The sequence below is a fragment of the Enterobacter sp. CC120223-11 genome (assembly GCF_900215375.1).
Lineage (GTDB): Bacteria > Pseudomonadota > Gammaproteobacteria > Enterobacterales > Enterobacteriaceae > Scandinavium.
In genome coordinates, this window is the sequence record NZ_OBEF01000007.1 from 231,538 (window position 1) to 242,550 (window position 11,013).

At 54.4% G+C, this 11,013-nt stretch carries 14 protein-coding genes and 1 rRNA gene; 7 read left to right on the top strand and 8 right to left on the bottom strand.

The window, feature by feature from the left end; genetic code table 11:
- The first annotated feature begins 18 nt into the window (after nt 1–18).
- The gene (locus CRO87_RS10875; protein ID WP_097162958.1) at nt 19–408 is read left to right on the top strand and encodes a VOC family protein; all 390 of its coding nucleotides are present in this window, start codon (nt 19–21) and stop codon (nt 406–408) included.
- Nucleotides 409–411: 3 nt separating this feature from the next.
- Nucleotides 412–1,713: a tRNA lysidine(34) synthetase TilS gene (gene tilS / locus CRO87_RS10880; RefSeq protein WP_097162959.1), complete on the top strand. Its 1,302-nt coding sequence runs from the start codon at nt 412–414 to the stop codon at nt 1,711–1,713.
- A gap of 16 nt (nt 1,714–1,729) precedes the next feature.
- On the opposite strand, the gene rof is transcribed toward tilS, so the two are convergent.
- Both rof and CRO87_RS10890 read right to left on the bottom strand, forming a co-directional pair.
- A complete protein-coding gene (gene rof / locus CRO87_RS10885) occupies nt 1,730–1,990 on the bottom strand; it encodes a Rho-binding antiterminator (protein ID WP_141398689.1) in 261 nt (86 codons plus the stop codon).
- Nucleotides 1,977–2,177, bottom strand: a complete 201-nt coding sequence (locus CRO87_RS10890; protein WP_097162960.1) for a YaeP family protein — start codon at nt 2,175–2,177, stop codon at nt 1,977–1,979. Before CRO87_RS10890 ends, rof begins: the two co-directional genes overlap by 14 nt.
- 195 nt (nt 2,178–2,372) lie before the next feature.
- Here CRO87_RS10890 and CRO87_RS10895 point away from each other — a divergent pair, with 195 nt between their 5' ends.
- The 3 genes from CRO87_RS10895 to nlpE are packed head-to-tail and all read left to right on the top strand — an operon-like array spanning nt 2,373 to nt 4,068.
- Nucleotides 2,373–2,918, top strand: coding sequence for a YaeQ family protein (locus CRO87_RS10895; RefSeq protein WP_097162961.1), 546 nt, complete (start codon nt 2,373–2,375; stop codon nt 2,916–2,918).
- Nucleotides 2,915–3,337 carry an alternative ribosome rescue aminoacyl-tRNA hydrolase ArfB gene (gene arfB, locus CRO87_RS10900; RefSeq protein ID WP_097162962.1) on the top strand — a complete coding sequence of 141 codons (423 nt, stop codon included), beginning with the start codon at nt 2,915–2,917 and terminating at the stop codon, nt 3,335–3,337. The genes CRO87_RS10895 and arfB overlap by 4 nt, the downstream gene beginning before the upstream one ends.
- Before the next feature lie 32 nt (nt 3,338–3,369).
- Entirely contained in the window at nt 3,370–4,068 is a 699-nt protein-coding gene (nlpE, locus tag CRO87_RS10905) for an envelope stress response activation lipoprotein NlpE (protein WP_097162963.1), read from the top strand.
- Between the two features lie 50 nt (nt 4,069–4,118).
- Here the strand turns inward: nlpE and proS are convergent, their stop codons facing one another.
- From proS to metN, 6 genes are all read right to left on the bottom strand, one after another.
- Nucleotides 4,119–5,837, bottom strand: coding sequence for a proline--tRNA ligase (gene proS / locus CRO87_RS10910; protein ID WP_097162964.1), 1,719 nt, complete (start codon nt 5,835–5,837; stop codon nt 4,119–4,121).
- A gap of 112 nt (nt 5,838–5,949) precedes the next feature.
- Entirely contained in the window at nt 5,950–6,657 is a 708-nt protein-coding gene (gene tsaA / locus CRO87_RS10915) for a tRNA (N6-threonylcarbamoyladenosine(37)-N6)-methyltransferase TrmO (protein WP_097162965.1), read from the bottom strand.
- On the bottom strand, nt 6,654–7,058 hold the full coding sequence (gene rcsF, locus CRO87_RS10920; RefSeq protein WP_097162966.1) for an Rcs stress response system protein RcsF: 405 nt from the start codon (nt 7,056–7,058) through the stop codon (nt 6,654–6,656). The genes tsaA and rcsF overlap by 4 nt, the downstream gene beginning before the upstream one ends.
- Nucleotides 7,059–7,163: 105 nt before the next feature.
- Complete coding sequence (metQ, locus tag CRO87_RS10925; RefSeq protein WP_097162967.1) at nt 7,164–7,979, bottom strand: methionine ABC transporter substrate-binding lipoprotein MetQ; 816 nt, start codon at nt 7,977–7,979, stop codon at nt 7,164–7,166.
- 42 nt (nt 7,980–8,021) lie between these two features.
- Nucleotides 8,022–8,675: a methionine ABC transporter permease MetI gene (locus CRO87_RS10930; protein ID WP_097162968.1), complete on the bottom strand. Its 654-nt coding sequence runs from the start codon at nt 8,673–8,675 to the stop codon at nt 8,022–8,024.
- Entirely contained in the window at nt 8,668–9,699 is a 1,032-nt protein-coding gene (gene metN, locus CRO87_RS10935; protein WP_097162969.1) for a methionine ABC transporter ATP-binding protein MetN, read from the bottom strand. Before metN ends, CRO87_RS10930 begins: the two co-directional genes overlap by 8 nt.
- Nucleotides 9,700–9,887: 188 nt before the next feature.
- On the opposite strand from metN, the gene gmhB reads away from it, so the two are divergent.
- Both gmhB and CRO87_RS10950 read left to right on the top strand, forming a co-directional pair.
- Entirely contained in the window at nt 9,888–10,454 is a 567-nt protein-coding gene (gene gmhB / locus CRO87_RS10940; RefSeq protein WP_097162970.1) for a D-glycero-beta-D-manno-heptose 1,7-bisphosphate 7-phosphatase, read from the top strand.
- A gap of 358 nt (nt 10,455–10,812) precedes the next feature.
- Nucleotides 10,813–11,013, top strand: a 16S ribosomal RNA gene (locus CRO87_RS10950); the annotation flags it as partial.

The following is an 11,013-nucleotide window of genomic DNA, read 5'->3' on the forward strand; positions in this document are numbered from 1 at the left end:
TACCTCAAAGGAGAAAACATGCTCGGTTTAAAACAGGTTCACCACATCGCTATCATTGCCAGCAACTACGCCAACAGTAAGGCGTTTTATTGTGACATTCTCGGCTTCACGCTTCAGGGCGAGTTCTATCGCGAAGAGCGCGATTCCTGGAAGGGCGATCTGGCACTTAACGGTCAGTACACCATCGAGCTGTTTTCTTTCCCTTTCCCGCCAGCGCGCCCATCGCGTCCGGAAGCCTGCGGCCTGCGCCATCTTGCCTTCAGCGTGGATGATATTGATTCGGCGGTCGCCCATCTCGAAAATCACGGGGTGAAGTGCGAAGCGATTCGTGTCGATCCCTTCACCGACCGTCGGTTTACCTTCTTCAATGACCCGGACGGCCTGCCGCTGGAGCTATATCAGCAATAGATCATGAACCTGACTTCCGTCATTAACGCGATATCTTCGCACCGAAACATGCTGGTCGCCTTCAGCGGCGGCCTCGATTCGACTGTGCTTTTACATCAGCTGGTGGCTCTGCGGGAAACTACGCCGGATTTGCAGCTGCGCGCTATTCACATCCATCACGGCATCAGCGCTAACGCAGATGCGTGGGTGGCACACTGTCAGCAGGTTTGCCTGAACTGGCAGGTGCCGCTTAGTGTCGTCCACATTACGCTGGCTGATGAAGGGAAGGGGACGGAAGCTCATGCCCGAGAAGCGCGGTATAACGCTTTTCGCGAGGCACTCCAGCCTGAAGAAGTGCTGGTTACCGCGCAACATCTTGACGATCAGTGCGAAACTTTGCTGCTGGCGCTCAAGCGAGGCAGCGGCCCGGCGGGGTTGTCCGCAATGGCAACCGACAGTGCTTTTGCCGGTACACGCCTGCTTCGGCCACTGCTTAACGAATCGCGGATATCGCTCGAGTATTGGGCGATATCCCATCAGCTGAGCTGGATCGAAGACGAAAGCAATCAGGACGATGCTTATGACCGTAACTTCCTGCGTCTGCGGGTTGTCCCTTTGCTCACCGAACGCTGGCCACACTTTTCTCAGGCCGTCGCGCGCAGTGCGTCGTTGTGCGGTGAACAGGAGCAGCTTCTGGATGAATTGCTTGCCGAGGAGCTGGCGACATTAACGGGGGAGCATGGGCAAATTGCGATTGACCCCTTGCGGGCGGTGAGCGACATCCGGCGGGCTGCTATTCTGCGTCGCTGGCTGGCGCAGCATCAGGTGACGATGCCGTCGCGTGGAATGCTGGAACGCCTGTGGCAGGAAGTGGCCCTCGCACGTGAAGATGCCACCCCGCTGCTGCGCCTGGGGCGGATTGACGTTCGCCGCTATCAGCAGCAGCTATGGCTGGTTTCTGCGTACGATCGTGAACTTTATTCGCAGCAGGCCTGGCCAGATACGAACCAGCCGCTGATGTTGCCGGGGTCCGGAGTGCTTCACTTAGTTGCCGGGGAAGCGTTTCGTGCGCCAGAGGCGGATGAGCCCGTGAGCATTCGCTATGCTGCCTCAGGCACGCTGCATATTGTCGGGCGTCATGGCGGGCGTAAGCTCAAAAAAATCTGGCAGGAAATGGGCGTGGCGCCCTGGCTGCGTGATACCACACCGCTGCTTTTTTATGGCGAAACGTTAATTGCAGCGGTGGGATACTTTGTGACGATTGAAGGGCAATTCAGGGAAGGAAGCGCAGGTTTAGCGATGATCAAACAGAAAAACGGGCAGTGACACTGCCCGTTGTGGATTACTCCTCGCTGACCACCACGGTACCGATCTCCGGGTGGCTGAAGCTTGCTATCTTGTCGAGTCGCAGCTCACGGCTTTCGCCCGAGGCTTCCACGATAAGATATTCGACGTTTTTGCGTGAGACTAAGTCGCTGGCTTTCGCCTTCAGCACTTCGCCATCTTTCAGCTCCAGCGCCAGAACGAGATGGTGCTGACAGGCGAGTTCGAGGTTGTCATAGTCGTCACAGTTGATCGGTTGATAAGACTCATTCATTGACATAATCGCTCACCAGTAAGTTTGCCGCCGCATAGGCCGCTTTTTCCCTGACCGACTCTGAAATCGCGTCGTCCGCCGCCACTTCATTCAATATTTTTAGCACACAACCCAGCGCATCCGGAATATATCCTAAGTCCCCGCTGGCTATTTCCGCATACCGCTTGCGTATTAACTCACAATACTTTTCCACATGCCCTCCTGTCAGCGTTCTGACTTAACTGTGGGATGCAAGTTTAAGCCTACGAAGATAAACTCTGTTTAGCAAGGTGACTATACCATACTCATTTAAGCATTATCAGCAGGATGAGCGGTTCAGAACGGAATTGGCGACAGCCTTTTACGGCAGATTTGGGTACAATGGCCGCCAATTTTCAGGAGTAAAATCATGGCGCTGAAAGCGACAATTTATAAAGCGGTGGTGAACGTTGCCGATCTCGACCGTAACCAGTTCCTCGATGCCAGCCTGACGCTGGCTCGCCACCCGTCAGAAACCGAAGAGCGCATGATGCTGCGTCTGCTGGCATGGATGATGTATGCCGACGATCGCCTGCAGTTTACCCGTGGCCTCAGCGCGGATGACGAACCGGAAGTGTGGCTGCTGAACGATCACCTGGGCGTGGATCTGTGGATCGAGATGGGGTTACCTGAAGAGCGCAGAATCAAAAAGGCCTGTTCGCGCGCGAAGCAGGTTGCCCTTTTCACCTACAACAGCCGCGCAGCGGAAATTTGGTGGCAGCAGAATCAGGCGGCGCTTGCCGGGTATAAAAATCTCACCGTCTGGTATTTTGACGATGCACAGTTAGCGCAGCTCACCACCTTCGCCGCACGCAACATGACGCTTCAGGCCACGTTGCAGGAAGGCACGCTGTGGCTCTCCGACGATCGGAATAATCTTGAAATTATTCCAACCTGCTGGCAACAGCTGCAATGATTGTTATCTCCCGTCAGCTTTCTCTGGCTGACGAAGAGGTTGAAATCACCGCCATTCGCGCGCAGGGCAACGGCGGTCAGCACGTGAATAAAGCCTCAACGGCGATACACCTGCGTTTTGACATCCGGGCCTCAAGCCTGCCAGAGTATTATAAAGAGCGCCTGTTGGCCGCCAGCCATCATTTGATCACGGCCGATGGCGTTATAATTATTAAGGCACAGGAATATCGCAGTCAGGAAATGAACCGGGAAGCGGCGCTGGCGCGCCTGGTGTCGGTCATTCAGACATTAACGGTAGAACAAAAGCACCGCCGGGCAACGCGCCCGACGCGAGCATCGAAAGAGCGTCGCCTTGCGTCAAAATCGCAGAAATCATCGGTCAAAGCGATGCGTGGCAAAGTCCGCCACTCCGGCGACTGACCCACAACAATGAACAGCATAAGGAAATTAATGTGAAGAAGGTACTGGTCGCCCTCGCAGCGATGGGCATGCTGTGTGCATTGCCTGGCTGTAACAATCGTTCAGATGAGCAAACCCTGAAAGGCAGTCAGGAAGCCGCGCTGCAGCCAATGCAGCAGAGCTGGCGCGGTGTTCTGCCGTGTGCGGACTGCGAAGGGATTGAAACGACGCTGTTTCTGGAAAAAGACGGCTCCTGGGTTATGAATGAGCGCTATCAGGGCGTGGCTCGTGAACCTTCGTCATTCGGTTCCTACGGCACATGGGCGCGCACCGCCGAGAAGTTGGTACTGACCGACAGTCAGGGCGAAAAGTCCTATTACCGTACTAAGGGCGATAAGCTGGAGATGCTGGACAGGGAAGGAAACCCGATTGTCTCCACGCTGAATTACACGCTGGAGCCAGTAAAAACCAGCCTGCCAACGACACCTATCGCGATGCGCGGCATGTACTTCTACATGGCTGATACGGCCACCTTCACCGACTGTGCAACGGGCAAACGCGTTGCCGTGGCGAATAACGCTCAGCTTGAACGTGATTACGCCGCCGCGCGCGGGAACGCCACAAAGCCTGTGCTGCTGACAGTAGAAGGGCACTTCACGCTGGAGCCGAACCCGGACACGGGTGAGCCGGTGAGAACGCTGAAGACGGATAAAGACGCGAAGTTTATCCCAGGCAAAGAATGTAATAATTAATTGTGCCAGAAAGGAAAAAAAAAGCCGCTGATTTCAGCGGCTTTTTTGTTTTAGCCTTTGACGGCCTGCACCAGGTAATTGAGGATTTCCCCGGTCTTAATCATCTGCTTCTCGCCGTTGCGACGGTATTTGTACTCGATGTCGTCGCTGTCGAGGTTGCGGTCGCCGATAACGATGGTGTGTGGAATACCAATCAGCTCCATGTCGGCGAACATCACGCCCGGACGCTCTTTACGGTCATCCATCAGCACTTCGATACCCTGAGCACGCAGTTCTGCGTAGAGTTTTTCTGCCAGCTCCTGCACACGGTAAGACTTATGCATGTTCATCGGCAGGATCGCCACCTGGAACGGCGCAATGTTGTCCGGCCAGAGGATACCGCGCTCATCGTGGTTCTGCTCAATAGCCGCCGCAACTACACGCGTCACGCCGATACCGTAGCAGCCCATGGTCAGCGTCTGGTTACGACCATCTTCACCCTGAACGGCGGCCTTCATCGCTTCGGAATATTTGGTACCGAGCTGGAAGATATGACCCACTTCGATACCACGCTTGATCATCAGCGTACCTTTGCCATCCGGGCTTGGATCGCCCGCGACAACGTTACGGATATCAGCAACTTCCGGCGTCGCTGCGTCGCGATCCCAGTTGATGCCGAAGTAGTGTTTGCCGTCCACGTTCGCGCCAGCGGCGAAATCGCTCATTGCGGCAACGGTGCGATCGATAACCACTGGAATGATCATGTTAACCGGCCCGAGCGAGCCTGGGCCTGCATTTACGACGGCACGGATTTCTGCTTCGGTAGCGAAAGTCAGCGGGCTTGCAACCTGCGGCAGTTTTTCCGCTTTCACTTCGTTCAGTTCGTGATCGCCGCGTACCAGCAGCGCAACCAGCGGGTAGCTGCTGCCTTCAGTCGCCTTAACCAACAGAGTCTTGACGGTTTTTTCAACCGGCAGGCCGAACTGCTCAACCAGCTCGGCGATAGTTTTCGCGTTTGGCGTATCGACCAGGCTCATTTCCTGAGTCGCGGCAGCGCGAGGCTCTTTCGGTGCCAGCGCTTCAGCAAATTCGATGTTCGCAGCAAAGTCAGAGGCGTCAGAGAAGATAACGTCATCTTCGCCGCTGGAAGCCAGTACTTGGAATTCGTGAGAGGCGCTGCCGCCGATAGAACCGGTATCCGCCTGCACCGCACGGAAGTCCAGACCCATACGGCTGAAGATTTTGCTGTAGGCCGCGTACATCGCGTCGTAGGTTTCCTGCAGGGATTCCTGAGACGTATGGAACGAGTAGGCGTCTTTCATGATGAATTCGCGGGAGCGCATAACACCGAAACGTGGGCGTACTTCGTCACGGAATTTAGTCTGGATCTGGAAGAGATTCAGCGGCAGCTGTTTGTAAGAGCTCAGCTCATTACGCATCAGGTCGGTGATCACTTCTTCATGCGTCGGGCCGAGAACAAAAGGACGATCGCCACGATCGGCAACGCGCAGCAGTTCCGGACCGTACTGTTCCCAACGACCGCTCTCTTCCCACAGGTCAGCAGGCTGAACCACCGGCATCAACACCTCGATGGCACCGGCGTTGTTCATCTCTTCACGCACGATGTTTTCGACTTTTTTCAGGACGCGCACGCCGGTCGGCAGCCAGGTGTACAACCCGGAAGCGAGCTTGCGAATCATCCCGGCGCGAAGCATCAGCTGATGGCTGATAACCTCGGCGTCGGCAGGTGTCTCCTTCAGCGTGGAGAGCAGGTATTGACTAGTACGCATGTTATTACGGTTCCATTTGAACGATTGGCGCAGGCGAGGTTGCCCGCCTGATACAAAAAAAGTGGTTTAGTTTATCAGCCTGGCAGAATTGTCAAAAGAGAGGAGGCGAAAATTAGCGTGCTTCTAAAGCAAAGACTTCAAACCCGGCAGCGGTCACGCGCCAGCGAACGTTAAAATCGTGTAACCAGACGGCGTAGGTCTTGCCGTTTTCTTCACCTTTGCGGTAAGCGGGGCGAGGATCCTGGGCCAGTACATCGGCAATGAAGGCGCGAAGATGAGGGTAGCGCTTTTCCAGGACTGGAAATTGATATTCCACTTCAACCGTAAAGGTGACGTCCACGCTGGCGACGGGAGCCTGTTGCGCATAGCTCGCCTGCGCATCCGGCAACGCTTCTGCGAAGGGGAGATAAGGTTTGATATCGACCACCGGCGTGCCGTCGACCAGATCGAGGCTGCCGAGCTGCAAAATAACCTGATCTTTGTGACAGCGAATATCTTTTAACTCAACGAGTGACATGCCTATCGGGTTCGGACGGAAGGTGGAACGCGTGGCGAAAACCCCCATTCTGGCATTACCGCCCAGGCGTGGAGGACGAACGGTTGGTCGCCAGCCGCCTTCCATCGTTTGATGGAACACAAACAGTACCCAAAGGTGGCTGAACGCTTCCAGGCCACGAACGGCATCGGGTTGGTTGTAAGGCGGGAGTAAGTGAAGTTCACCGTGCCCGTGTTGCACCAGACCGGGCTGGCGCGGAACGGCAAACTTCTCTTTATAAGGTGAGCGGATAACGCCTATCTGCTCGAAGGAAAATTCACTCATTTCGCCGAAACATTGAGGGCGGTGCCGAGGCAGACGGCCTGGCGGTAGCAGCCTGGCGTGCCGCTGGTGACTTCACAGCTGTGCAGCAGAACGGCGTTGGCCTTCATTTTGGCGGCGTTGATTTGCAGACGCTTACGGGCTGTTGGAATATTCGGTGGGGAATCCTGATTGGAGGCCTGACAGGATTCGCCGCTCACTTCACCCAGATCGCGGAACGGTTTGCCAACCAGCTCTTCCGCGCTGTTGTAAATTTTTACCGGCGCAGGGCGCGCGGCTTTTGGTTTCGCTGGCTCCGTTTTGGCCGGCGTTGCGCTGCTTTGTACAGGTTCGACAGGAGATCTGCTCATCATGGAACAGCCGCTCAGGACGAGCGCTAAGAAACAGATCGGTAAAGCACGCATAGGATTTCCTTAATGAATAAAAGCCGAACGTATTGAATCAGGCGACGGCTAAAATGACAAGACGGGCATAAAGCCCGTCCTGAATGATATTACTTTGTGAAAAGATTACCAGCCTTTAACGGCGCCACCGTTGAAGATCTTATTCGCGGCTTCGTACACTTCGTCAGACTGATAGGCTTCAACGAATTTCTTCACGTTTTCCGCATCTTTGTTGTCTTCACGGCTCACGATCAGGTTCACGTAAGGAGAGTCTTTACCTTCAACAAAGATGCCGTCTTTCGCTGGCGTCAGGCCAATCTGGCTGGCGTAGGTGGTGTTAATAACGGCCAGGGCAATCTGTGCATCGTCCAGGGAACGCGGCAGCTGAGGGGCTTCCAGCTCAACAATTTTCAGGTTTTTCGGGTTCTCGGTCACGTCCAGAACGGTTGGCAGCAGGCCCACGCCGTCTTTCAGTTTGATCAGGCCCTGACTCTGCAGCAGCAGCAGGGAACGGCCGAGGTTGGTTGGGTCGTTAGGCACGGCAACCTGAGAACCTGGCTGCAGCTCATCCAGGGATTTGATTTTTTTGGAGTAGCCAGCAATTGGGTAAACGAAGGTGTTGCCGACCGGAACCAGTTTATAGCCGCGGTCTTTGATCTGCTGATCCAGATATGGCTTATGCTGGAAGGCGTTGGCGTCGATATCGCCTTTGCTCAGCGCTTCGTTAGGCAGCACGTAATCGTTGAAGGTCACCAGTTCAACATCCAGGCCATACTTCTCTTTTGCTACTTTCTGCGCAACTTCTGCAACCTGCTGTTCTGCACCGACAATCACGCCCACTTTAATGTGGTTCGGGTCTTTCTCATCCTGACCGCAACCCACCAGTGCCAGAGAACCAATCAGGGCACCCACTGCCGCAAAGGTTTTAAACTTGAACGCCATTCTATTTCCTTAAACTCTTAGAGTTGTATGTTGTGTGTAACGTTACTTGTGAGTGACAGCCCGGACGATGCGATCGCCTGAGAATTGAATTAAATAAACCAGAACCACCAGTAATACCAGAACGGTGTTCATAACCGTAGCGTTATAACCGATGTAGCCATACTGATAGCCAATCTGGCCCAGGCCGCCAGCGCCCACAGCACCGCCCATCGCGGAGTAACCCACGAGGGTAATCAGCGTAATTGTTGCCGCATTCACCAGGCCCGGCAGCGCTTCAGGCAGCAGAACTTTGCGAACAATCTGCATAGCTGTTGCGCCCATGGCACGCGAGGCTTCAATCAGCCCGGTCGGGATTTCCAGCAGGGCGTTTTCAACCATACGGGCGATAAACGGCGCGGCACCCACGGTCAGTGGAACGATGGCCGCCTGAAGGCCAATGGATGTTCCGACGATCACGCGAGTGAAGGGGATCATCCAGACCAGCAGAATAATGAAAGGAATGGAGCGGAAGATATTCACCAGTGCTGACAGCGTACGGTAGAGTTTTGCGTTCTCAGCAATCTGACCCGGACGGGTGACGTACAGTAGCACGCCTACCGGCAGACCCAGCACAAAGCCAAAGAAACCGGAAACAAAGGTCATCGCCAACGTTTCCCAGACGCCACGCGCCAGCAACCACATCATTGGCTCAGACATAACCCAGTACCTCTACTTTTACATGGTGTTCCTGCAGCCAGCTGATGGCGGCCTGCGTATCTTCTTGTGTGCCGTGCATTTCGGTCAGCATGATGCCGAACTTCACGCCGCCGGCGTAATCCATCTGCGCACTGATAATGTTGTTATTCACATTGAAGCGGCGAGCGGTTTCGGACAGCAAAGGCGCATCGACGGACTGGCCGGTAAACTCCATGCGCAGCATCGGGACGCTGTCCGCCTGAGGTTCAGGCTTCAGGCGAGCCAGATAATCTTCCGGAATATCCAGATGCAGCGTGGACTGAATAAACTGCTGCGCCAGTGGCGTTTTCGGGTGTGAGAACACTTCGCTGACCGTGTCCTGCTCAATCAGCTCACCGTTGCTGATGACAGCCACGCAGTCGCAGATGCGCTTCACGACATCCATCTCATGTGTAATAAGGAGGATTGTCAGGCCAAGGCGACGGTTGATGTCCTTCAGCAGCTCAAGGATGGAGCGAGTGGTGGCAGGATCCAGTGCGCTGGTGGCTTCATCACACAACAACACTTTTGGGTTGCTCGCCAGGGCGCGCGCGATTGCGACACGCTGTTTTTGTCCGCCGGAGAGGTTGGCCGGGTAGCTGTCGTGCTTGTCGGCCAGACCAACGAGGTCGAGCAGTTCGGTCACGCGGCGTTTGATCTCTTCCTTCGGCGTATTGTCCAGCTCCAGTGGCAGAGCCACGTTGCCGAATACCGTGCGAGAGGCCAGCAGATTAAAATGCTGGAAAATCATGCCAATCTGGCGGCGCGCTTTGGTCAGCTGCGATTCAGAAAGGGCCGTTAAGTCCTGTCCATCCACCAGAACGCTTCCCTGGGTTGGGCGCTCAAGCAGGTTGACGCAGCGGATCAGGGTGCTTTTACCTGCACCCGACGCGCCGATGACGCCGTAAATTTGTCCGGCAGGGACATGCAGGCTGACATTATTCAAAGCCTGAATGGTTTTGTGACCCTGCTGGAACACTTTGGTGATATTCGAAAGTTTAATCATTAGCTATTTATTATCGTGTAGTGATTTGCCGTGGCATTTTCTGCTGCTGCATAGCGCAGCGACCGTCAATGAAATGGATGGTAAGGCATCCAGACGTCTAAATCAATCCGGAGCGGTGATAATGAGCACTTTATTGGCGCAGGAAACATGAGATACTAGCGCGACAAGCCTTATTCAGGAGCAAACCGGTGGCAAAAACCGTACCCGCTATTTTCTTAGACCGCGATGGCACTATTAATGTCGATCACGGTTACGTCCATGAAATTGACGAATTTGAATTTATTGATGGCGTCATTGATGCCATGCGCGAGCTGAAAGAGATGGGCTATGCGCTGATTCTGGTGACCAACCAGTCTGGCATCGCCCGTGGCAAGTTCACGGAAGCACAATTTGAAACCCTGACTGAGTGGATGGACTGGTCGCTGGCCGATCGCGGTGTCGATCTGGACGGCATCTATTATTGTCCGCATCATCCGCAGGGGACGGTAGAAGAGTATCGTCAGGTATGCGATTGCCGTAAGCCGCATCCGGGGATGTTTATCTCTGCTCGTGATTTCCTGCATATCGATATGGACGCCTCCTTTATGGTTGGCGACAAAATCGAAGATATGCAGGCAGCTGCTGCGGCGGGCGTTGCGAATAAAGTGTTAGTGCGTACCGGCAAGCCGGTGACGGAAGAAGCCGAAAAAGCAGCAGATTGGGTGATAGATAGCCTGGCAGCGCTGCCTGCAGCCATCAAAAAGCAGAAAAAGTAGCCTTTGAGGCGAAAAGATGAGCGGTTGAAATAAAAATGCATTTTTCCGCTTGTCATTCCTCGGCAGCTCCCTATAATGCGCCTCCATCGACACGGAACAACGGCAAACAAGCCGCCAGGTTGAAAGAGAAAAACTTCTGAAAATGGGGTTGACTCTGAAAGAGGAAAGCGTAATATACGCCACCTCGCGACAGAGCGCTAAAGCGCGTCGCAACTGCTCTTTAACAATTTATCAGACAATCTGTGTGGGCACTCAAAGTGACATGGATTCTTAACGTCGCAAGACGAAAAATGAATACCAAGTCTCTGAGTGAACATACGTAATTCATTACGAAGTTTAATTCACGAGCATCAAACTTAAATTGAAGAGTTTGATCATGGCTCAGATTGAACGCTGGCGGCAGGCCTAACACATGCAAGTCGAGCGGTAGCACAGAGAGCTTGCTCTCGGGTGACGAGCGGCGGACGGGTGAGTAATGTCTGGGAAACTGCCTGATGGAGGGGGATAACTACTGGAAACGGTAGCTAATACCGCATAACGTCTTCGGACCAAAGTGGGG

Excerpts from the sequence above, each read along its gene's own strand:
- CRO87_RS10875 (WP_097162958.1), top strand. The coding sequence starts at position 19 with ATGCTCGGTTTAAAACAGGTTCACCACATCGCTATCATTGCCAGCAAC.
- tilS (WP_097162959.1), top strand. The coding sequence starts at position 412 with ATGAACCTGACTTCCGTCATTAACGCGATATCTTCGCACCGAAACATG.
- rof (WP_141398689.1), bottom strand. The coding sequence starts at position 1,990 with ATGTCAATGAATGAGTCTTATCAACCGATCAACTGTGACGACTATGAC.
- CRO87_RS10895 (WP_097162961.1), top strand. The coding sequence starts at position 2,373 with ATGGCGCTGAAAGCGACAATTTATAAAGCGGTGGTGAACGTTGCCGAT.
- arfB (WP_097162962.1), top strand. The coding sequence starts at position 2,915 with ATGATTGTTATCTCCCGTCAGCTTTCTCTGGCTGACGAAGAGGTTGAA.
- proS (WP_097162964.1), bottom strand. The coding sequence starts at position 5,837 with ATGCGTACTAGTCAATACCTGCTCTCCACGCTGAAGGAGACACCTGCC.
- tsaA (WP_097162965.1), bottom strand. The coding sequence starts at position 6,657 with ATGAGTGAATTTTCCTTCGAGCAGATAGGCGTTATCCGCTCACCTTAT.
- rcsF (WP_097162966.1), bottom strand. The coding sequence starts at position 7,058 with ATGCGTGCTTTACCGATCTGTTTCTTAGCGCTCGTCCTGAGCGGCTGT.
- metQ (WP_097162967.1), bottom strand. The coding sequence starts at position 7,979 with ATGGCGTTCAAGTTTAAAACCTTTGCGGCAGTGGGTGCCCTGATTGGT.
- CRO87_RS10930 (WP_097162968.1), bottom strand. The coding sequence starts at position 8,675 with ATGTCTGAGCCAATGATGTGGTTGCTGGCGCGTGGCGTCTGGGAAACG.
- metN (WP_097162969.1), bottom strand. The coding sequence starts at position 9,699 with ATGATTAAACTTTCGAATATCACCAAAGTGTTCCAGCAGGGTCACAAA.